Annotated in this window: 20 protein-coding genes and 1 tRNA gene; 18 read left to right on the top strand and 3 right to left on the bottom strand. The window is 28.0% G+C overall.

What is annotated here, in order from left to right; all coding sequences use genetic code 11:
* Positions 1-9: 9 nt before the first annotated feature.
* The 9 genes from BGI42_RS10725 to BGI42_RS10685 all read left to right on the top strand — a co-directional run bounded on the left by BGI42_RS10725 (position 10) and on the right by BGI42_RS10685 (position 6420).
* Complete coding sequence (locus BGI42_RS10725) at positions 10-840, top strand: P-loop NTPase (RefSeq protein WP_069680294.1); 831 nt, start codon at positions 10-12, stop codon at positions 838-840.
* The gene (locus BGI42_RS10720) at positions 831-1676 is read left to right on the top strand and encodes an ATP-binding protein (RefSeq protein ID WP_069680293.1); all 846 of its coding nucleotides are present in this window, start codon (positions 831-833) and stop codon (positions 1674-1676) included. Before BGI42_RS10725 ends, BGI42_RS10720 begins: the two co-directional genes overlap by 10 nt.
* Before the next feature lie 36 nt (positions 1677-1712).
* A complete protein-coding gene (locus tag BGI42_RS10715; protein ID WP_069680292.1) occupies positions 1713-2072 on the top strand; it encodes a C-GCAxxG-C-C family (seleno)protein in 360 nt (119 codons plus the stop codon).
* A gap of 96 nt (positions 2073-2168) precedes the next feature.
* The gene (locus BGI42_RS10710; RefSeq protein ID WP_069680291.1) at positions 2169-2525 is read left to right on the top strand and encodes a NifB/NifX family molybdenum-iron cluster-binding protein; all 357 of its coding nucleotides are present in this window, start codon (positions 2169-2171) and stop codon (positions 2523-2525) included.
* Positions 2526-2542: 17 nt separating this feature from the next.
* Positions 2543-2992, top strand: a complete 450-nt coding sequence (locus BGI42_RS10705; RefSeq protein ID WP_069680290.1) for a Fur family transcriptional regulator — start codon at positions 2543-2545, stop codon at positions 2990-2992.
* A complete protein-coding gene (locus tag BGI42_RS10700) occupies positions 2985-3431 on the top strand; it encodes a DUF134 domain-containing protein (RefSeq protein WP_069680289.1) in 447 nt (148 codons plus the stop codon). The genes BGI42_RS10705 and BGI42_RS10700 overlap by 8 nt, the downstream gene beginning before the upstream one ends.
* A 34-nt stretch (positions 3432-3465) precedes the next feature.
* Positions 3466-3867, top strand: a complete 402-nt coding sequence (locus tag BGI42_RS10695) for an iron-sulfur cluster assembly scaffold protein (RefSeq protein ID WP_069680288.1) — start codon at positions 3466-3468, stop codon at positions 3865-3867.
* Between the two features lie 143 nt (positions 3868-4010).
* Positions 4011-5474, top strand: coding sequence for a SulP family inorganic anion transporter (locus BGI42_RS10690; protein WP_069680287.1), 1464 nt, complete (start codon positions 4011-4013; stop codon positions 5472-5474).
* A gap of 346 nt (positions 5475-5820) precedes the next feature.
* Positions 5821-6420: a hypothetical protein gene (locus BGI42_RS10685; protein WP_069680286.1), complete on the top strand. Its 600-nt coding sequence runs from the start codon at positions 5821-5823 to the stop codon at positions 6418-6420.
* Between the two features lie 244 nt (positions 6421-6664).
* Here BGI42_RS10685 and BGI42_RS10680 read toward each other — a convergent pair whose 3' ends face one another.
* Positions 6665-7201: a GNAT family N-acetyltransferase gene (locus BGI42_RS10680; protein WP_069680285.1), complete on the bottom strand. Its 537-nt coding sequence runs from the start codon at positions 7199-7201 to the stop codon at positions 6665-6667.
* A 297-nt stretch (positions 7202-7498) separates the two neighbouring features.
* Between BGI42_RS10680 and BGI42_RS10675 the strand changes: the two genes are divergently transcribed.
* Positions 7499-8209 (top strand): MBL fold metallo-hydrolase, encoded by a 711-nt coding sequence (locus tag BGI42_RS10675; protein ID WP_069680284.1) that lies wholly within the window; start codon positions 7499-7501, stop codon positions 8207-8209.
* A 212-nt stretch (positions 8210-8421) separates the two neighbouring features.
* Here the strand turns inward: BGI42_RS10675 and BGI42_RS10670 are convergent.
* Positions 8422-8504, bottom strand: a tRNA-Leu gene (locus BGI42_RS10670).
* Positions 8505-8742: 238 nt separating this feature from the next.
* Here BGI42_RS10670 and BGI42_RS10665 point away from each other — a divergent pair.
* A complete protein-coding gene (locus BGI42_RS10665) occupies positions 8743-9435 on the top strand; it encodes an iron-sulfur cluster assembly scaffold protein (RefSeq protein ID WP_069680283.1) in 693 nt (230 codons plus the stop codon).
* 25 nt (positions 9436-9460) lie between these two features.
* Positions 9461-10462, top strand: coding sequence for a GGGtGRT protein (locus BGI42_RS10660; RefSeq protein WP_069680282.1), 1002 nt, complete (start codon positions 9461-9463; stop codon positions 10460-10462).
* Positions 10463-10629: 167 nt separating this feature from the next.
* On the opposite strand, the gene BGI42_RS10655 is transcribed toward BGI42_RS10660, so the two are convergent.
* Positions 10630-11352 (bottom strand): site-specific integrase, encoded by a 723-nt coding sequence (locus tag BGI42_RS10655; protein WP_242984725.1) that lies wholly within the window; start codon positions 11350-11352, stop codon positions 10630-10632.
* 573 nt (positions 11353-11925) lie between these two features.
* Here BGI42_RS10655 and BGI42_RS10650 point away from each other — a divergent pair.
* From BGI42_RS10650 to BGI42_RS10625, 6 genes are all read left to right on the top strand, one after another.
* Positions 11926-13791 carry an N-6 DNA methylase gene (locus BGI42_RS10650; RefSeq protein WP_069680281.1) on the top strand — a complete coding sequence of 622 codons (1866 nt, stop codon included), beginning with the start codon at positions 11926-11928 and terminating at the stop codon, positions 13789-13791.
* Positions 13792-13887: 96 nt separating this feature from the next.
* Positions 13888-16014: a type I restriction-modification system subunit M gene (locus BGI42_RS10645; protein ID WP_069680280.1), complete on the top strand. Its 2127-nt coding sequence runs from the start codon at positions 13888-13890 to the stop codon at positions 16012-16014.
* A 5-nt stretch (positions 16015-16019) separates the two neighbouring features.
* Positions 16020-17375 (top strand): restriction endonuclease subunit S, encoded by a 1356-nt coding sequence (locus tag BGI42_RS10640; RefSeq protein ID WP_069680279.1) that lies wholly within the window; start codon positions 16020-16022, stop codon positions 17373-17375.
* Between the two features lie 96 nt (positions 17376-17471).
* Complete coding sequence (locus BGI42_RS10635) at positions 17472-18302, top strand: hypothetical protein (RefSeq protein WP_069680278.1); 831 nt, start codon at positions 17472-17474, stop codon at positions 18300-18302.
* Positions 18295-18708, top strand: coding sequence for a hypothetical protein (locus tag BGI42_RS10630; protein WP_069680277.1), 414 nt, complete (start codon positions 18295-18297; stop codon positions 18706-18708). Before BGI42_RS10635 ends, BGI42_RS10630 begins: the two co-directional genes overlap by 8 nt.
* Before the next feature lie 106 nt (positions 18709-18814).
* Positions 18815-21781 carry a type I restriction endonuclease subunit R gene (locus tag BGI42_RS10625; protein ID WP_069680276.1) on the top strand — a complete coding sequence of 989 codons (2967 nt, stop codon included), beginning with the start codon at positions 18815-18817 and terminating at the stop codon, positions 21779-21781.
* The last annotated feature ends 52 nt before the right edge of the window (positions 21782-21833 follow it).

Genomic DNA, 21833 nt, shown 5'->3' with positions numbered 1-21833 from the left:
AATAAAGCGATGAATATAGCAGTTCTTAGTGGAAAGGGAGGAACAGGAAAAACTACAGTTTCTACTAATCTTGCTCTTGCTTTAAAGTCAAATTACATTGATTGTGATGTAGAAGAACCTAACGGATTTATATTTTTAAAACCTGAAATAAATGAAACTAAACCGGTTATGGTAGATTATCCTTTTATAAATGATGAGAAATGTGTTTCATGTGGAAAGTGTGTAGATGTATGTCAGTTTAATTCTCTTGCAAAGGTTAAAGATGACATAGTGCTTTTTAATAAGTTATGTCATGGTTGTGGTGCTTGTAAAATTGCATGTGAATATGATGCATTAACTTATAAGAAAAGAGAATTAGGTAAAATTCAAGTTGGAATCACAAGAGATATAAGCTGTAGTAGAGGGATTTTAAATATAAGTGAACCAATGGCTGTACCAGTTATACGTGAACTTCTTAAAAATTTACCTAATGATACTAACTTGATTGATTGTCCTCCAGGAACATCTTGCAATGTAGTAACTGCTTTAAAGTATGCACATGGGGCTATACTTGTTACAGAGCCTTCAGAATTTGGACTTCATGATTTAAAAATGGCTGTGGAACTTGTAAAAACATATAATATACCATTTGGAATCATTATAAATAAAGATGATGGAGAAGACAATATTATAAAAAAATATTGTATAGATGAGAAAATAAATTTAATTGGTGTTATACCTTACAGTAAAAACACAGCAATTCTTTATTCAAATGGAGAAGTACTATATGATAACTTACAACATAAAGTTTTATTTGATAAATTGTCAGAACAAGTGAAGGAGGTTTTAAAATGGAATTAGTAGTTTTAAGTGGAAAAGGTGGAACAGGAAAAACTACAATTGCAACCTCATTATCAGAACTTGTAGGAGATGTAATAAGGATAGATTGTGATGTAGATGCACCTAATTTTTATATGTTTTATAAGGGAAAAGATATTGAAAAAAATAAATTTCTAGGTAGTAAAAAAGCTATTATAGACGAAGCATTATGTGTTCAATGTGGAAAATGTGAGAGCGTATGTAAATTTGATGCTATAGAAGATTTTAAAATAAACTCTTTTTTATGTGAGGGATGTGGAGCATGTACATTAGTATGTCCACAAAAAGCTATAAAATTAGATGATGAAAAAACAGCAGATACTTTTATAACTGAATTAGATAATGGAATATTATCAAGGGCAGAAATGGAAATAGGCAGTGACGGTTCAGGAAAATTAATAAGTTATTTAAGAAAGAACGGAAAAAAATTCAATAAAGATGAAAAACTAACAATAGTAGATGGTTCTCCAGGAATAGGATGCTCTGTTATATCATCAGTAACAGGTAGTGATGCTGCTTTAATTGTTACAGAGCCTACAAAATCTGGACTTGAAGATTTAATGAGAGTAGTAGAATTATGTGAACATTTTGGAGTTTTTACAATGGTTTGTATAAATAAATTTGATATAAATGAAGATATGAGTAAAAAGATAGAAGATTTTATTAGAGAAAAGAAATTATCTTTAGTTGGAAAAATTCCATATGATGATGTTGTTATGAAATCTATAAATGAATTAAAACCAATTATTAATTATCCAGATAGTATAGCATGTAAAGCTATTAAAGAAATGTGGAGTAATATAAAGAGAATTTTTTAATACCAATGAAGAAAAATAGTATAAGGGAGAAGATTAATGGATAGAGCAGTAAAATTGCACAAAGAAGGATATAATTGTGCTGAATCAATACTTAAAGCATTTAATGAGGATAATGAACTTAATATTCCAGTATCACTTGCTAGTCCTTTCGGTTCAGGTATGACTGTAGGAAGTACTTGTGGAGCAATTACTGGAGCATTAATGGTAGTAGGTGCATTAAAAGGAAGAAATACAAATGAAGAAAGAAATAATTCAAGAACTTTTGCTAAAGAAGTAATAACTAAGGTAAAAGAAAAATATGGAACTTTGGAATGTATTGAACTTAAGAAAAAAGGTATAACTTGTGATGAAATGATAAAGTATACCTATGATTTATTAAAAGAATATTCAAAATAATAATATAGAAGCCATAAACACAATTTTGTAATTAATATATGTTTAATTGCAAGGTTGTTAATATAAATTAAAGAAAGATATTAGGAGGAAATAAAAATGAAAATAGCTATTGCAAGTGAAGAAAAATATGTGAGTGGACATTTTGGACATTGTGAAGGATTTACAATATATGATTTAGAAGGAAAAGAAATCTCAAAGAAAGAATTTATACCTAATCCAGGACATAAACCAGGTTATTTACCAGTATTTCTAAAAGGACATGATGTAAATGTAATAATTGCAGGAGGAATGGGAGCAACAGCCCAAGAACTTTTCAAAGAAAATAATATAGAAGTTATTGTAGGAATTGAAGGATTATGTGATGATATTATTCAAAAGTTTATAAAAAGTGAACTAAAATCAACAGGTAGTATATGTACTGAACATGCACATGAAGGACATTGTAATGATTAATATATGGAAAAAAACAAATGGATAAAAACATATCTTTTTATAAAAGCTTAATTAAAAAGCATGGGTATAAGTTTACTTTACAAAAGAGAATAATATTAAAAGAGATAATTAATTCTAGCACACATTTATCTGTTAAAGAAATTTATGACAGAGTTAAAAATAAGCGGATTGGTATAACTACAATATACAGAAGCTTGAAAGTTTTTAATGAATTAGGAATAGTGAAAGAGATAAATGTTGATGGTACAAATTATTATGAGATAAAAATTTTTAGTGGAGATCCTCTTCATATCCATTTTAAATGTTCTAAATGTAATAGTATAATAGATATTGAAGATAAAGATTTAAATTTAGATTATATTAAGTTAAATAGAAAAATCGAAGAAAAGAATAATCTAGAAATAGATGATTTAAATATTATGCTAATTGGAATATGCAGTAAATGCAAGGAGGATATAAATGGCTAGACCAACAAAATTCAGAAGAGTAGAATTTTTTCCACAAGAGAATTATTTTGTACCATGGGGAAAACCTAAATGTAAACTTGAAGAAGTTATTTTAAAAGTAGAAGAGCTTGAAGCAATGAGATTAAAAGATATTGAAGCATTGAATCAAGAAGAATGTGCTGAAAAAATGGAAGTATCAAGGCAAACATTTCAAAATATTATAGATAGTGCTAGAAACAAGATAGCAATTGCTTTAACAGAAGGAAAAGCAATAAAGATAAGTGGGGGACACTATACTACAAAACTGTGTAAATTTAAATGTTTAGAATGTGAAACAGTTTATGAGATAAATTATGATCAAGATAGATTTACTTGTCCTAATTGTGGTTCAAAAAAAGTTATGTGTAATAAAAAAGCAGAATTTTGTAAAGAATGGTGCAAAGGAAATAATAAAGAATAAAATGTTTAATAATTTAAGTTAGGAAGTAATTTATATGTTTGATGAACAATATTCAGATATTGTTATGAATCATTTTATGTGTCCAAGAAATATGGGTGTAATAAATAATTCCAATGGAGAAGGCACAAATGGTGATCCTAAGTGTGGAGATTATTTAAATATTTATATAAGAGTAGAAAATAATGTCATAGAGGATATAAGTTTTTTAGTTTATGGTTGTCCAGCATCAGTAGCTACAAGCAGTATGACAACTGAATTGGCAAAGAAAAAGACTTTGGAAGAGGCATTAAAAATTACTGAAGATAATGTAATAGATGCTTTAGGAGGATTACCAGAAAATAAAAAGCATTGTTCTAATCTTGGTGTTACAGCATTGAGAAATGCTATTAATAATTATTGTAAAGATAATGTTAAAGAAGTTGACCATAATAATTAAAGATGATATTATAAAGAGGCTTTGGTGAAATATAACCAAAGCTTTTTTAATTCTTTAGGAAATTATATTTTTGATTAAAGATTAAGAAATTATATTATTATAAATATCAGTTTTTATTAATAACTAAAGAAGGAAGGTAAGATATGAACAAAACAAAAAAAGAATGGTTTGGAAACAGTAGAAAAGATTTATTAGCTGGAATAGTTGTATGTATGGCATTAATACCAGAGGCAATAGGATTTTCAATAGTAGCAGGAGTAGATCCTATGGTTGGTGTTTATGCATCATTTTGTATTTCTTTCATCATATCAATTTTTGGTGGTAGAACAGGAATGATATCAGCAGCAGCAGGAGCAATGGCGTTAGTATTAGCCGCATTAGTAAGAGATTATGGTATAGAGTATATGTTGGCAGCAACAATACTTACAGGAATATTTCAAATAGTGTTAGGTTTTCTTAAAATAGGTAATTTACTTAAATTTATACCTAAATCTGTTATGATTGGATTTGTAAATGCATTAGGTATAATGATGTTTAAATCACAGGTACCACATTTTAAGGGTGGAATTATTTTATTAGTTTTAGGTGCTATAGGAGTTTCAATAATTTATTTATTACCTAGATTAACTAAAGCAATACCATCACCAATTATAGCAATAATTATTATTACATTAATAGTTACCATATTCAAAATTGATGTAGCTACTTTAGGGGATATGGGAAAGATAACAAATGAATTACCTAAATTTTTAATTCCTAATATACCATTTAATATAGAAACATTAAAAATAATATTGCCATATTCAATGTCTCTTTCAATAGTTGGACTTATGGAATCTTTATTAACAGCTCAATTAGTAGATGATTTAACAGATACCACAAGTGACAAAAATAGAGAATGTGTAGGGCAAGGAATAGCAAATATAGTATCAGGCTTTTTTGGTGGAATAGCAGGTTGTGGAATGATTGGTCAAACTATAATAAATCAAACTTATGGTGGAAGAGGAAGATTATCAACTCTTACTTCTGGAACAGCAATGTTAATTTCAGTAATATTATTAAATGAATTTGTTGTAAAAATACCAGTGGTTGCATTAGGTTCAGTTATGATAGTAGTATCAATAAGTACTTTTAATTGGGATTCTATAAAAAGAATAAGAAAAGTACCTAAAACAGATACAGCTGTAATGATTTCAACAGTTATAATAGTATTATTAACTCATAACTTAGCTTATGGTGTTATAGTTGGTATAATTTTAAGTGCAATATTCTTTGTAGCTAAAATATCAGAAATCAGCATTAAAAGAATAGAAGAAAATAATGTAATTAAGTATATAGGACATGGGCAGTTATTTTTTGCATCTACTTTAAAGTTTATAGATAGTTTTGATTTTTCAGAGAAGATAGAAACAGTACACATTGATCTTTCAAAGGTTAAAATTTGGGATGAATCAGCTGTTGATGCTATAGATAAAGTGGTAATGAAATTTCATAAAAATGGAGTTAAGACTAATTTAATAGGAATGAGTAGTCAATGTAAAGAATTAATAGATAAAATGGCTATACATAATAAACCAGGAGGACTAGAGGTTATAGCTAATAGCTAATAGTACTAGAAAAAAGTATATATTTAAGTGTTTTTTTAGGCACATTCAAATAAAATTAAGTTATTCCCTAATAAGTGGATACAATTAAAAATTTTGTATCTATTTATTGGGGGATTTTTATTATACCTATATCAGGATTTATTCAAGGATATTTTCACATTTGAATATATAAAATATAATAGTTAAATAAGTCTATATTACAAAAAATTATAATTAGTTATGTACCTATTGATACTGGAAATCAAATATTATAAATAAAATTAATGAATTATATTTATAAATAGTTTATAATTTACATATAATACAAGATAGATATTAGTAATGTTTTTAAGAATAGGGGGATTCTATGAGTAAAAAAACATTTATTTTTATCATAATATCATCTGTTTTAATTTTATCATTAGTTGCTTGTAATACTGTAGATAATACTAAAGTAATAAAAATTAAATCTGCTAAATTAACACAAAAAGAAGAAAATTTATTAAAACTAGTTAAAGGAAATTCTGAGTATAAAATTTATGATTATGTGTTAAATGATAAAGTTAAATCAGTACACATAAATTTTTTGACATTAAATTCGAATAATGAGTGGAAAGAAAATGGTGGAGCATCTTCTGAGATTAGTAATCCAACAGGTAGAATAGCTATTTCAAGTGTTGGAGAAAATGGGAATTTACAAATTTCTATTCAAAATGGAGGTTCTATAGCTAATTTTAAATCTAATTCTGAAGTATATAAAAATTTAAAAGAAATGGGACGAGCTATGGTGTGGGGAGAAGAGTCAGATGTAGTTTATGAAAAAGAGATTCCTCTATTTATTCAAATAATATCAAATTCATCTGAAATTGAAGCTTCCATGGATGGTTTTTATAATACTGACAAGCTAAAAGATTATGATATAGTAAATGCAGTTACAGTCACTTTTTCAGAAGATCCAATTAATTAACTGTATAATACTAGTGAAATAATAATTTTTTAAGTATTATAAAAAAACATATTAATGAGCATAGCTATATACTTCAAATTATGATCATTAATATGAATCATCTTATTTGATATAATTTTATGGATTTTCAAGTACTTGTTGTATTGCACATCAGAATAAAAAAATTAACAGTTATATCTATTTTTTCTTTTTAATACATAAGCAGTAATGTACTTATTAGCTAACTGAATGATTATTAGTTATGTTAAATATATTCAGATTTTAATATGCAATAATATAAAGTAGTAACTTCTTTATCATCTAAGAGTTTTAATTTTTTATTTTTTCTAAATTTATATTTAAATCCACATTTTTCAATTACTCTTTTTGAGTTATTATTAAAGTCAAAATGTCCACACCAAATTAAATCTAAATTCAACTCATTAAAACAATATTTAATTAAACGATTTATAGCTTCTGGAACAATACCTTTTCCCCAATACTTAGGATTTAAAACATATCCAATCTCTTTTTGTTTTAATTCAATAACAGTATTATCTGGTTTTCTATCATGAAGACCAATTCCACCAATGACTTTATTTTCTGATTTTAAAACAATAGCATATGTATCATTATTTTTAATAAACATTTTTATTATTTCTTTACTCTCTTCTTCATTTTTATGTGGTGGCCAACCAGCACTAGGTCCTACTAATTCATTTTTAGCATATTCATATAAATCTTTGCTATCAGTTTTTTCCCATTCTCTCAATATTAATCTTTCAGTTATTAATGTTTTCATATACTTTCCACCTCATAATCCATTATAAATAATTATTAGGTAATTATAACATATTTTGTAAAATAGTATGTACTAAATTCTAAAAAATTAAAATTATTAAGAATAAAAGAATTTTAGAATATTAGAATTAAAGAAGAAATAAAATTTAGAATTAAAGAATATTAGAATTTAAGAATTTGCTTATAAATTAAGGATATGAGGTATGATTGCATTGAAAAATAATATTAATCAATATGTTACAATTTATTAAAAGATAAATAGTAATTTATTTAAAAAATGAGGAAATGGGGAGATGTGATGACTGAACTAATAACGCTAAAATTATTGTTTGAAATGGGAGAAATTAAATTTTATATTTATCCAGTTGTAATTAAAAGCAATGATGATTTAATTTTAATTGACACAGGATATCCTATGTTTTTGTCAGTAATAGAAAAAGCTTTTGATAAAAAAGGGTTGGATATCAGAAATCTTCAACAAGTTATTTTAACCCACCACGACCACGATCATATGGGGGCAGTAAAGGAACTTGTAAAAAAATATCCGTATGTAAAGGTGAAGTGTTCTGAAGAGCAAATTCCATATGTTTTAGGAAAAAAGAAATCACTTAGGTTAGAACAAGCTGAAAAATTAGGAGCAGATACTGGATTTATACAAATGATGAAAAGTGTAGAGTATTTGGATTCTGTTTTAAAAGTAACAGATAATGAAATTATATGTGATGGAGTAAAAGTTATTAAAACACCAGGGCATATGCCAGGGCATATTTCTATTTATATTGAATCAATGAAAACCTTAATAAGTGGAGATATGTTAATTTTAGAAGATGGTGTGTTAGGTATTGCTGATGAACAATTTGTGTTAGATAAAGAGGCGGAAATAAATTCACTAAAAAAAATTGTTAATCTAGATATTGAAAAAATTATATGTTTCCATGGTGGCGAGTATAAAAGCAACAATTTAAAAGAAGATTTAAAAAAAATTATTGCAAAAGGGTATAAAAGCTAAACAATAAATGTCAATTTATTTAAAGTTTTATTATAGATAATATAAATACAATAAAGATAAATATATCTATATAAGTTGATTAATAGATATTAAAAAAATTTTCAATAAAAAATGAAGTTATTTCTAGTTACACTACTTTATATAAAATTAAAATCCCTTAAAGTAAAGAAACCTAGTAGTTTCAATACCTCAAGGGGTTTTCTCTTTTAAAATGGTGCCGATAGTGGGACTCGAACCCACATGGTTTCCCGCATGATTTTGAGTCATGTGCGTCTGCCAGTTCCGCCATATCGGCATGTTATCGAACAAGAAATATTTTACCATATTATAAAATATAATTCAAGTTAAAATTTTCGATATTTTTTTATCAAAATTTTAAAATAAAGGTTGTTACATAATAAATCATTTGCTAGAATAGGAATAGGGCGTTGATATCCCAGTGGGATGTTTTTTAGCCCAGTACTATATTAAAAAGGAATCTTAAATTTTTATTATAGTAAGCATCTATCAATTAGGGAGAGGAGCAAATTTATATGATGTATTCAAAAGAAGTTGAAGAAATGTGTGTAGTTGCTAAAGGTCCTAATCACGGATCAGCACCAATTCCTGTAGAAGGAAAATGGGTTCAATCAAAAGAAGTAACTGACATATCAGGATTAACTCATGGTATAGGTTGGTGTGCACCACAACAAGGAGCTTGTAAATTAACTCTAAATGTTAAGGATGGTATAATCCAAGAAGCTTTAGTAGAAACAATAGGATGTTCAGGAATGACTCATTCAGCTGCAATGGCTTCAGAAATATTACCAGGAAAGACTATATTAGAAGCATTAAACACAGATTTAGTTTGTGACGCTATAAACACAGCTATGAGAGAATTATTCTTACAAATAGTTTATGGAAGAAGCCAAACTGCGTTCTCAGAAGGTGGACTACCAGTAGGAGCAGGACTTGAAGATTTAGGAAAAGGTCTAAGATCACAAGTTGGTACTATGTATGGAACTCTTGCTAAAGGACCTAGATACTTAGAAATGGCTGAAGGATACGTTACTGACGTAGCTTTAGACGAAGATAAAGAAATTATCGGATATAAATTCGTTAATTTAGGAAAAATGATGGAAAACATAAGCAAGGGTATGGATGCTAATAAAGCATTAGAAGAAGCTAAGGGACAATACGGAAGAGTTGCTGATGCTGCTGAATTAATGGACCCAAGACATAAATAATTATTTGTAAAGGAGGATTTTTATTATGGCATTATTTGAAAGTTATGAAAGAAGAATTAATCAAATCACTCCAGTACTAGAAAAGTACGGAATGAAAACTCTAGAAGATGCGAAAGCAGTTTGTGAATCAATAGGAATTGATCCATGTACAATAGCTAAAGAAACTCAACCAATCGCATTCGAAAATGCTGGATGGGCTTACACTTTAGGAGCTGCTATAGCTATAAAGAAAGGTTGCAAAAAAGCTGCTGAAGCTGCTGAAGCAATCGGAGAAGGATTACAAGCATTCTGTATCCCAGGATCAGTTGCTGATGATAGAAAAGTTGGTTTAGGACACGGAAACTTAGGAGCTATGCTTTTAAGAGAAGAAACTAAATGTTTCGCATTCTTAGCAGGACACGAATCTTTCGCTGCTGCTGAAGGTGCTATCAAAATAGCTGAAAAAGCTAACAAAGTAAGAAAAGAACCATTAAGAGTTATATTAAACGGTCTTGGAAAAGATGCAGCTTATATAATTTCAAGAATCAATGGATTTACTTACGTTCAAACTCAATTTGACTACTACACTGGAGAAGTTAAAGTAGTTAAAGAAAAAGCTTACTCAAACGGAGAAAGAGCTAAAGTAAGATGTTACGGTGCTGACGATGTTAGAGAAGGTGTTGCTATAATGCACAAGGAAGGTGTTGACGTATCAATAACTGGTAACTCAACTAACCCAACTAGATTCCAACATCCAGTTGCAGGAACATACAAGAAAGAATGTATCGAACAAGGTAAGAAATACTTCTCAGTAGCATCAGGTGGTGGTACAGGAAGAACTCTTCACCCAGATAACATGGCTGCAGGTCCAGCTTCTTACGGTATGACTGATACTATGGGAAGAATGCACTCAGATGCACAATTCGCAGGATCATCATCAGTTCCAGCTCACGTTGAAATGATGGGTCTTATCGGAATGGGTAACAACCCAATGGTAGGATGTACTGTTGCAGTAGCTGTTGCTGTTGAAGAAGGTATGAACAAATAGTAATACCAACGCTTTACAAGGTTTATATAAGTTTTAGATTTATATAAAATAAGTGTGAAAAACTATTAAAAAATGCATTTTGTCAACGGATTGTCAACGGATTTTTATATGCGTTGACAACTCACGTTGACAGATGATAAAAGAGTGACTTTTTAGTTGCTCTTTTTTTAATTAATATTTTTATTTAATATTTCTAAAGTCTTTTTTCTCATTTCATCTGTAACATGAGTGTATACATCTAACGTTATATCTAATTTTTTATGCCCCAATCTTTCTTGAACTGCTTTTATATTTGCACCTGCACTTAAAAGCATAGTAGTATGAGTATGTCTTAAGCTATGATAGTCTAGTTTTTCATATCCTAATTTATAATGAATTATACGAAAACAATGTTGCATAACTCTTGGTTGAATATAAGTTCCATTTTCCCTTATGTTTACTAAATGTATTTCACTACCTTCAATTTCATTTATTTGTTTTTTATCATTGACTCTTAATTTTGTATAATGTTCACCATAATAGATTTTGTCTTTTAACTGTTGAGTTTTATATTTCTTTAAAATATTAAGGATAAAATCATCAATATCAATAACTCTATCACTTTTATATTTGGTATCAGTAAAGTACCAATGTTTATCATTATATTGAACTTGTTTATTTATATTTAAAGTTTTATCTTCAAAGTTAATATCTTCCCATGTAATTGCAAAAGTTTCACCAAGCCTTAATCCACATCTATATGCAAGAAGTAAAGGCAAATAGCAGGAGTGTCCAAAGGGGAATCTTTCAAGTATTTTTCCCATTTGTTCTTTAGTAACTATATGTTTTTCTTTTTTGCGAGTTGGAGTATTTGGAATAGCTCTAGGAAGTGGTAATCTTACAGCAGCCATAAGACCAGTTAGCGTAGCGTTCTACATAAGCACTCCAACGGGTACCTAAACATAGGACTAGATTAATCCTTGTTAGTTTCTTAGTAGATATGAGGTTGGAGCTTGCCGTAAAACTCATAGATGCTTAGAAATAACAGGTAATATCCTGTACTATTTTGGGTGTTGGCATAAGTGCCAGGAGTATTAATATCAGGATTATTAATAGATGGTATAGGGAGAGTAGTAGAATAAAATATTAATGTGAAGTAATAAGATTTGATTATTTAATGTAAATAGGGATTATTAAAATATTGAGTAAGAGTATGTGAAGGTATTAAGTATTAAAAAAGTGATTATTTAAGAATGTATGTATGTGATTAAGTAAAAGGTGTAATGTTAATTATTAATGAAAATATATAAGAACTATTCACTTATTATGTGAGTGTATAAAAATCAAAAAAATAGTAATTTGATTACTAGAAATGATTGACAAGCACAATAATATTATATATTATATAAACATAATATTAAAAAGAACTAATTTAAAAATTAAAAAATAGTAATTGAGTTACTATAAAAAGTAAGGGAGTATATATGAAAAAAATCTTAGACTTTAACAGTAATTTTTTTAACATATTGAGAAGTGAATACACAGTAGAACAATATCATATTAATGTAGCAAAAAATTATGCATTAGGATATTGTAGTGAAATTGAGCTTATTAATATTGATTCAATTTTAAGAAGTTCGGATATAAAAAAAGAGGTTGAAAATGCTTTTCGTTTAATAGAGGAACAGGTTCCAACATTGCAAGGGGTATTTAAGTATTTAATGGTTGATAATAAAATAACTGATAAAACTTATTATCAATTATTATCATTAATCAAAAATTCTAATTTTACTAAAGATGAGTGGAAGTATGCTTTAGAAGAAGCGCTTTATAGAATATATGAAAATACAGGAAAGACGAAGGGTCAATCGGTAACTCCAAAGTGTTTAAATAAATTAGGAATTAATTTATTAGATCCTAAAAAGGGAAGTTTCTATGATGGAGTTTGTGGAATAGGTGGAACTTTAATAGAAGCTAATGAATATGGAGAAAATTTAGAACTTTATGCTCAAGAAATTGATGAAATAGCTTGGGCAATATTAAAAATAAGATTATTTATAAATGGTATAAATAATGCAGAAGTACAGTTAGGGAATACACTTGAAAAACCAGCATTTGCAGAAAATAATAGTCAGATAAAACAATTTGATTCTATAATGATGAATTTTCCATTCGGTTTACCATGGAGATCGGAAGAACGCTGTATAGAAAATGATAAATTTAATAGATTTATTTTTGGAAAGCCAACTAAATTAAGTTCGGAATGGTTATTTATATCTCATACTATTAAATCCTTAAAAGAAAAAGGTAAAGCTGCAGTAATTACAACAAGTGGAACATTATTTAGGTCAGGAGCAGATGTAGTAGTAAGAGAGAATATTTTAAGTTCAGAGTGTATAGAAGCTGTAATTTCATTACCAGGTGGATTATTTTTAAATACAGGTATACCAGTGAATATGATTGTTTTAAATATGGATAAAGATGAGGACTTTAAAGAAAAAATATTATTTATAAATGCTGAGAATATGTATGAAAACTTAAATAAAGGTCAAAAAACATTATCTGAAGACCATATTAACAAGATAGTAGATGTTTATAAAAACAAACGAGAAATTGATGAATTTAGCATTATTGTTGATAGAAAAGACTTAGAAAATAGTAATTTATTGCCGAGTAGATATGTTTTTAAGACAGAAATAAATACAGAAGATTTTGGAAAAGTTAAGTTTAACTCTAATAAGCTTAAAGAGTTAAAAGAATGCAAAAAATTAGGAGATATAAGTGAATTTTATAGAGGAATAAATATAGTTGGAGAAAATACTCCAGATGAAAATGGTGAATATAAGATTATAAATTTAGCTGATGTACAAGATGGAAAAGTAGATATAGATTCATTGACAAGATATACAATTAAAAATAACGCTAGAGTTGAAGCTTATATGGTTCAAGAAGGTGATGTTATTATCTCAAGTAGGGGGATGACAACAAAAATTTGTGTGATACCAAAATGTGAAGATAATATTTTATTATCTCAAAACTTTATTGGTATAAAGCTTAGAAACAATAATTCACCAGAGTATGTTAAGGAGTTCTTAGAAAGTCCTTTAGGGCAATTTCTTATATCAAATAAGCAGGTAGGAACAAGTATTATAAGTTTAAATACTAAGGATTTAAAACAGATTCCAATCCTACTATTACCTTTAAAAGAACAATTAAATGTAATTCAACATTATAAAGATCATGAAATTGCTATAAGAAATGAAATAGATAGACTTGAAAATGAGCTTAAAGAAACAAAGTTAAAATTATATGATGAAATGGGAATAAGAAGTATTTTCCATATAGGATAAATTAATTTTAGAAATTTAATGAACAATTAGATTGATTTTAAAAATCAAAAATCAACCTATAGATAAAATAAAATGTGATTAACGGAGGAATTTAATTTGGATAATCAAACTTATAATCAAATAGTTAGTTTTATATGGGGTATAGCAGATGATTGCTTGCGTGATGTATATGTAAGAGGAAAATATAGAGATGTAATACTGCCTATGACGGTAATTAGAAGACTTGATGCTGTACTTGAACCAACAAAAGAAGCTGTTTTAGAAATGAAAAAGAATTTAGATGTTGCTGGAATAGTAAACCAAACTGCTGCTTTATGTGATGCTTCTGGTCAGGCTTTTTGTAATTCATCACCATTTATGCTTAAGGATTTAAAGTCAAGAGCTAAAAAGCAACAGTTAAAGTTAGATTTTATTGCATATTTAGATGGATTTTCACCTAATGTACAAGAAATACTTGAAAAATTTAAGTTTAGAAATCAAATAGATACAATGATTGAAGCTGACATTTTAGGAGCAGTTATTGAAAAGTTTGTAAGCCCAACTATTAATTTAAGTGTTGAGCCAGTACTTGATGATAATGGAGAAATAAAGATTCCAGCTTTAGATAATCATACAATGGGTACAATTTTTGAAGAATTAATTCGTAAATTTAATGAAGAAAACAACGAAGAAGCTGGAGAACATTTTACTCCACGTGATGTTGTTGAGCTTATGGCAGATATTACTTTCTTACCTGTAGTTGATAAGATTAAAGATGGTTCTTATTTAGTTTATGATGGTGCTTGTGGTACAGGAGGAATGCTTACTATAGCAGAAGAAAGACTGCAAGAACTTGCTAAAGATAATAAAAAAGAGATTTCTATAAATTTATATGGTCAAGAAATAAATCCAGAAACTTACGCTATAACTAAAGCAGATATGCTTTTAAAAGGAGATGGTCTGCAAGCTGAAAATGTAGCTTATGGTTCTACACTTTCAAATGATGGTTTCCCTACAACTAATTTTGACTTTATGCTTTCAAATCCGCCTTATGGTAAGAGTTGGAAAACTGATTTAGATAGATTAGGTGGTAAGACAGATATATGCGATACACGTTTTATTGTATCTCATAATGAAGAACCAGATTTTAAAATGATACCACGTTCAAGTGATGGTCAAATGTTATTTTTAGCAAATAAAATAAGCAAAATGAAACATAATACAGAGCTTGGTAGCCGTATTGTAGAAGTCCATAATGGTTCATCATTATTTACTGGAGATGCAGGTCAAGGAGAAAGTAACTTAAGAAGATATATAGTTGAAAATGACTGGCTTGAAACTATTATAGCATTACCTGAAAATATGTTTTATAACACAGGTATTGCAACTTTTATTTGGGTTGTTACAAATAGAAAAGCTGATAATCGAAAAGGAAAAGTTCAACTTATTGATGCAACAGCTTTAAAAAGTCCACTTAGAAAGAATTTAGGAAATAAGAATTGTGAATTAACACCTGAAATTAGAAAAGAAATTTCAGATATGCTTCTTAACTTTGAAGAAAATGAACAGTCAAAAATATTTGATAATAAAGAGTTTGGATATCATAAGATAACAGTAGAAAGACCACTACGTTTAAGTGTAGATTTATCAAAAGAGAATATTGAAAGCTTTGGAAAGGTTTGTGCAGAGCAAAAGGATATGGAAGTTATGAGTGCTGTTTCAGAAGTAGCAGAGAAATTAAATTATTCTAAGTTAAATGATTATAATTTATTTATAAAGGAATTAGCTAAAGTAGCTAATAGCTTAAGTATAAAACTTCCTACTAAAAGACTAAATTTAATTAAAAACAATCTTGCAACAGTTGATGAAAATGCAGAAAAAGTAATAAAGAAGATGCACAAGAATGGAAAAGTAGAAGCAAATTCTTTATACGGTTTATTTAATGCAACAGTTGATGGTAAGGAATTTATCGTAGAATATGAAGTAGATTCTAACTTAAGAGATACAGAACAAATACCATTATTACATGAGGGCGGAATAGAACAGTTCTTTAAAGATGAAGTCTTATCTTTTGCACCTGATGCATGGATAGATGAAAGCAAAACACAAATAGGATATGAAATAAGCTTTACGAAATATTTCTATAAACCAGTAAAACTTAGAACACTTCAAGAGATAACATCAGATATTAAAGCATTAGAAGCAGAAACAGATGGTCTTCTAAATGAAATAATAGGGGGTTAAGGGAAATGAATAATGAACTTAGACCTTATAGAGAGTATAAGAAAGTTGATTTATTATGGATTGACAAAATACCTAAGCAGTGGAAAGTAGTTGGAAATAGAACACTCTGGGCTGAACGAAAAACTCAAAATTGTATAGATGAAGAATTATTTTCAGTAACAATTAAGAAAGGTATAATTAAACAATCTGATTTACTTAAAAATACATCAAAAAAAGATTCATCTAATTTAGATAAATCAAAGTATAAACTAGTTTTACCAAGAGATATAGCCTATAACAAAATGAGAATGTGGCAAGGTGCAGTGGGTTCCTCAAAATATAAAGGAATTGTAAGTCCAGCATATATTGTTTTAAAACCAATTAGTGAGTTGAATCCTAATTATTATCATTACTTAATGAGAACACCAGATTATATTGAAGAATCTCATAGGTATTCATATGGTATGTGTGATGATCAGTTAAATTTGCGTTATGAAGATTTTAAGCAAATGAAAATAATTAAACCACCATTAGATGAGCAAGACCAAATAGTAAAATATTTAGATTTTCAGCTTGCTAAGATAAATAAGTTTATACAATCAAAGAAAAAGCTTATTGAAGCATTAAAAGAGCAAATTGAATGCTATGTATTTGGGAATGAAGATAAAACTCTTGTAGATGAAATAAAATCATGGGATACTGCTTTTCCAAAAGAGTGGTTATTTATTAAATCAAGTAGACTAACTAAGGAAATAAGTATAAAAAATAATGTTGGAAGTGAACTTTTAGCTGTAACTCAAGATAGAGGGGTAGTATATAAAAGGGACTGTGAACAAAATTATGTATCTCCAGCTGGTGATTTAAGTGCATTAAAATTAGTTAGAAATGGAGATTTTGTAATTAGTTTAAGATCATTTCAAGGTGGAATAGAGTTTTCAGAAATAGAGGGAATCGTATCTCCAGCATATAATGTATTTTGCTTAAGAAAAGAATATTCTTCATATGAGTATAAAATGTATTATAAATATCTATTTAAGACAAAAATATTTATTTCTGTACTAAATACACTTGTTTCAGGAATTAGAGATGGTAAAAACATTAATTATTCAGACTTTGCTAAAATTTTACTTCCAATACCACCTAAAAAAACAGTAATAAAAATACGCAAACTTATAGAAAAATATGAAAGAATTAAAAATCAATTTGAAAATGAACGTATACTTTTAGAGGAATTTAAAAACTCTTTAATTTCAGATGTAGTAACAGGAAAAGTAGATGTTAGGCACATTAAAATTGACAATATAATAGAAGAAGATATAGAAATTGATGAAATAGAAGATGAAGAAATAGATACTGAGGAAGTTTTAGATAGTGAAGAGTAATAGTTGTGTCAGTTAACTTCATACATACTAAAGATGATAATTAGATTTATAAGTATTAGATACTAAAAAATAAGCTTTAAAGCAAGTAAGAAGGTGATGAAGATAAATTTTCTTTATTGGAATACTAATAACAATAATATTTCATCATATATTATTGAAGCATGCTTAGAAAATAAAATAGATGTGTTGATATTATCAGAAAATAAAAATATAGATATAGATTATTTAAGACGTAAGTTAAAAGAAAATAACTTATTCTTTAAAGTTGAAAAAATAGTTCCACATTCAAGAATACTGCTTTTACACAATACAAAAGGACAAATAAATGTAATAAAAGAAAGCAAATATTATTCTACATTTAACTTAAAAGATAAAGATGAACGATTTTTAATTTTTGCTCTACATCTTCCAAGTAAATATGCTCAGGAACGTAGCGATTTAAATATGTATACATCTCAGATATTAAGAGAATTTGAACAACTTGAAGAAGAGCGTAAAACTGAAAAAAGTATAGTTGTTGGTGATTTTAATATGAACCCTTTTGATGATGGAATGGTTTCTGCATTAGGCTTTAATGCTGTTATGTGTCCAACAATTGCTAAAAAACAATCAAGAAAAGTTCTTAATGAAGAACGAAAGTTTTATTATAATCCTATGTGGCACATTATGGGTAATTATTTTAATTCATGCAAAGGTACATTTTATTATCCAACAGCAACTAAAAGCTATTACTGGTATACTTATGACCAAGTTATAATAAGACCAGAACTAATAGATAAGTTTGATATTAACGAATTGGAAGTATTAAGTATTATTAATGAAAAAAGCTTATTAACTAGAAATAATTTACCAAATAAAAAGAAGATATCAGATCATTTACCAATAAAATTTAAACTTGAACTGGAGGTAACTAAAAACAATGAATAATTTATGGAATTTAAAGGATATCGATAGGAAAGCATCAAACTCTCCAAATTTAATATTAGAGGAACAAGCAAAGTATTTTGAAAAAAATGTAAAAGATGTCTTGTATGCAAGAATTGCTAATGTGAAATTAAAAGAGTTTATGTCATCAGACTATAAACTTGCTACAAATTTTAGTATAGTATCACCAACTTTAGACAATTATACTTATGTTTTATTTACAGTATATTCAAATCCAGAATCTAATTATCCAGTAGGTATTTCATTAAATGATAACAAAGATTATATAGATATTGACCATACTTGCAATAATGAAAAAGAATTTATTGATACATTATCAAAAATTTTAGGATCAGAAGAAGTAACTGAAATTATTACGGTACTTTACTCAAAAAGTAAAAATTTCTAGTACATTTAGATGAACTCATGGTTCATTTAAATATAGTAGAGTTTTAAACAAAAGATAAAATCATTAAAAATGAGGAGGATATAAGTATAGAGGAGAGTGGAGAAGGATGCCAACTAATACTAAAGAAGTAGGATTAGAAAGTCTTATAGTAGATTATCTTGTTAATAATAATGGTTATAAGCAAGGTCAAAATAGTGATTATAACAAAGAGTATGCGATTGATGAAACTAGATTGTTTAGATTTTTACAGGATACACAACCAGAAAAGCTTGAAACACTTGGGGTTTTCAATAGTGATATAAACAGAGTTAAATTTTTGAATAGATTACAAGGTGAGATTGCAAAGAATGGAATTATTTATGTACTTAGAAATGGTGTAAAAGTATATCCAGTAACGTTAGATTTGTATTATGGTATGCCATCTGAGCAAAATCCAGCAGCAAAGGCACTTTATGATAAAAATATTTTTAGTGTAACAAGGCAGTTAATGTATTCACGAGATAATACAAAGCTTGCTCTTGACTTTGCAGTATTTATAAATGGCCTTCCTATAATTACATGTGAGCTTAAAAATAGGCTAACAAAGCAAAATGTTGAGGATGCTGTTTATCAATATAAAACAGATAGAGATCCAAGAGAATTATTATTTAATTTTGGTAGATGTATGGTCCATTTTGCAGTTGATGATAATGAAATTAGAATGTGTACTAAACTGAATGGTAAGGAGTCTTGGTTCTTACCATTCAATAAGGGATATAAAGATGGAGCAGGAAACCCTCCAAACCCTGATGGAATAAAGACAGATTATTTTTGGAAACAAATTTTAACCAAACATGAATTATCAAATATTATAGAAAACTATGCTCAAATAGTTACTGAAGTAGATGAAGAAACTAAGAAGAAAAGTAGAAAACAAATATTTCCAAGATTTCATCAATTATGTGCAGTTAAGTCAATTCTAAAGCATGTAAAAGATAATGGAGTAGGGCAAAAATATTTAATTCAACATAGTGCAGGTAGTGGTAAGTCAAACTCTATAGCTTGGCTTGCACATCAGCTTGTATCTATTGAAGAGGATGGTAAAAGCTTATTTAATTCTATAATTGTTGTAACTGATAGAGTTAATTTAGATAAGCAAATTAAAAATACAATAAAAAGCTTTATGCAAGTTGCAAATACTGTAGGTCATGCAGATAGTTCTGGAGATTTAAAAACACTTTTAGAACATGGCAAAAAGATAATTATTACTACTGTACACAAGTTTGGATATATTTTTAATGAAATTGAAAATGAACAAAGAAAAAATAATTTTGCAATTATAATTGATGAAGCTCATTCAAGCCAAAGTGGAGATATGTCAGCTAAAATGAATATGGCTTTATCTGAAAATTATAATAAAGATGATGAAGAGAGCACTGAAGATAAGATCCTTAAAATATTAGAAGGAAGAAAAATGCTTACTAATGCAAGTTATTTTGCTTTTACAGCTACTCCTAAGAATAAAACATTAGAGATGTTTGGAGTTCCATATCCTTCAGAAGGAAAAGTAAAACATAGACCATTCCATGTATATACTATGAAGCAAGCTATTGAAGAAGGATTTATTGTTGATGTACTTAGAAATTATACACCAATAAATAGTTATTATAAGATTGCAAAAGTAGTGGAGGATGATCCTTTATTTGATAAGAAAAAATCACAGAAAAAATTAAGAAAATATGTAGAATCTAATGAAACCGCTATTGAAATAAAATCTGAAATTATGATTGACCATTTTCATGATCAAGTAATAGCAAAAGGAAAAGTAGGTGGGAAGGCTCGTGCTATGGTAGTTACAAGCAGTATAGAAAGAGCTATTGAGTACTATTATTCCATAACAGAATATCTAAAAAAGAGAAAAAGCCCATATAAAGCTATTGTTGCTTTTTCAGGTGAATATGAATTTGGTGGTAAAAAATTAACTGAAAGTATTATCAATGAATTTCCAAGTAGTGAAATTGAGAAGAAGTTAAAGAAAGATCCATATAGAATTTTAGTTGTTGCTAATAAATTTCAAACTGGTTATGATGAACCATTACTTCACACTATGTATGTAGATAAAGTATTAACTGACATTAAGGCTGTACAAACTTTATCAAGATTAAATAGATCTCATCCACAAAAACATGATACATTTATTTTAGATTTTGCTAATGATGTAGATACAATTAAAGAAGCTTTTTCTAAGTATTATCAAACAACAATTTTATCAGAAGAAACAGATCCAGATAAACTTAATGACTTAGAAAGTGATATTATTAATCATCATGTATTTACAGATTATCATGTAGAATCATTGGTAGAACTTTATTTAAATGGGGCAGAAAGAGATAAGCTTGATCCTATTCTTGATATATGTGCTCAAAACTATAAAGAAGATTTAGACGAAGATGCACAAATTGATTTTAAGAGTAAGGCTAAAGCATTTGTGAGAACCTATGGATTTTTAGCTTCAATTTTACCTTATGGAAATGTTGAATGGGAAAAGCTATCTATATTTTTAAATATGCTTTTACCTAAATTGCCTGCACCAAAAGAAGAAGATTTATCAAAAGGAATCTTAGAATCAATAGATTTAGATAGCTATAGGGCAGAAGTTCAATCAACAATGTCCATTATATTAGAGGAAAATGCAGAATATGAAATTGCGCCAGTTCCAACTTCAGCTGTAGGAGGAAAAGGTGAAGCAGAGCTTGATTTATTAAGCAATATATTAGCAAATTTCCATGATTTATTTGGAAATATCCCTTGGAATGATGAAGATCAAGTTAAAAAACATATTGCAAATATACCTGAGATTGTAGCAAAAGATAAAGGATATCAAAATGCAATGAAAAATTCTGATAAACAAAATGCTAAGATTGAGAGTGATAAAGCTTTAAATAAAACTATAATAAATTTAATGGCAGATAATATGGAAGTTTTTAAACAATTTAATGATAATGACTCTTTCAAAAAGTGGTTATCAGACATGGTGTTTAATCTTACTTATAATAAAAATGGAAATGTTTATTCAGGACAACCTAAAATATAAGATTTGTTATGCATATGAAATAAAATAATAAGTCAAAGATGCATTGTATATT

The organism is Clostridium taeniosporum, from assembly GCF_001735765.2.
Lineage (GTDB): Bacteria > Bacillota > Clostridia > Clostridiales > Clostridiaceae > Clostridium > Clostridium taeniosporum.
Note: the sequence above shows the minus strand (reverse complement) of the source record. Positions and strands in the feature narration are given on the sequence as shown.

Bases quoted from the DNA above. Each gene is read 5' to 3' on its own strand.
- BGI42_RS10725 (WP_069680294.1), top strand. From the start codon at position 10: ATGAATATAGCAGTTCTTAGTGGAAAGGGAGGAACAGGAAAAACTACA.
- BGI42_RS10720 (WP_069680293.1), top strand. From the start codon at position 831: ATGGAATTAGTAGTTTTAAGTGGAAAAGGTGGAACAGGAAAAACTACA.
- BGI42_RS10715 (WP_069680292.1), top strand. From the start codon at position 1,713: ATGGATAGAGCAGTAAAATTGCACAAAGAAGGATATAATTGTGCTGAA.
- BGI42_RS10710 (WP_069680291.1), top strand. From the start codon at position 2,169: ATGAAAATAGCTATTGCAAGTGAAGAAAAATATGTGAGTGGACATTTT.
- BGI42_RS10705 (WP_069680290.1), top strand. From the start codon at position 2,543: ATGGATAAAAACATATCTTTTTATAAAAGCTTAATTAAAAAGCATGGG.
- BGI42_RS10700 (WP_069680289.1), top strand. From the start codon at position 2,985: ATGGCTAGACCAACAAAATTCAGAAGAGTAGAATTTTTTCCACAAGAG.
- BGI42_RS10695 (WP_069680288.1), top strand. From the start codon at position 3,466: ATGTTTGATGAACAATATTCAGATATTGTTATGAATCATTTTATGTGT.
- BGI42_RS10690 (WP_069680287.1), top strand. From the start codon at position 4,011: ATGAACAAAACAAAAAAAGAATGGTTTGGAAACAGTAGAAAAGATTTA.
- BGI42_RS10685 (WP_069680286.1), top strand. From the start codon at position 5,821: ATGAGTAAAAAAACATTTATTTTTATCATAATATCATCTGTTTTAATT.
- BGI42_RS10680 (WP_069680285.1), bottom strand. From the start codon at position 7,201: ATGAAAACATTAATAACTGAAAGATTAATATTGAGAGAATGGGAAAAA.
- BGI42_RS10675 (WP_069680284.1), top strand. From the start codon at position 7,499: ATGACTGAACTAATAACGCTAAAATTATTGTTTGAAATGGGAGAAATT.
- BGI42_RS10665 (WP_069680283.1), top strand. From the start codon at position 8,743: ATGATGTATTCAAAAGAAGTTGAAGAAATGTGTGTAGTTGCTAAAGGT.
- BGI42_RS10660 (WP_069680282.1), top strand. From the start codon at position 9,461: ATGGCATTATTTGAAAGTTATGAAAGAAGAATTAATCAAATCACTCCA.
- BGI42_RS10655 (WP_242984725.1), bottom strand. From the start codon at position 11,352: ATGGCTGCTGTAAGATTACCACTTCCTAGAGCTATTCCAAATACTCCA.
- BGI42_RS10650 (WP_069680281.1), top strand. From the start codon at position 11,926: ATGAAAAAAATCTTAGACTTTAACAGTAATTTTTTTAACATATTGAGA.
- BGI42_RS10640 (WP_069680279.1), top strand. From the start codon at position 16,020: ATGAATAATGAACTTAGACCTTATAGAGAGTATAAGAAAGTTGATTTA.
- BGI42_RS10635 (WP_069680278.1), top strand. From the start codon at position 17,472: ATGAAGATAAATTTTCTTTATTGGAATACTAATAACAATAATATTTCA.
- BGI42_RS10630 (WP_069680277.1), top strand. From the start codon at position 18,295: ATGAATAATTTATGGAATTTAAAGGATATCGATAGGAAAGCATCAAAC.
- BGI42_RS10625 (WP_069680276.1), top strand. From the start codon at position 18,815: ATGCCAACTAATACTAAAGAAGTAGGATTAGAAAGTCTTATAGTAGAT.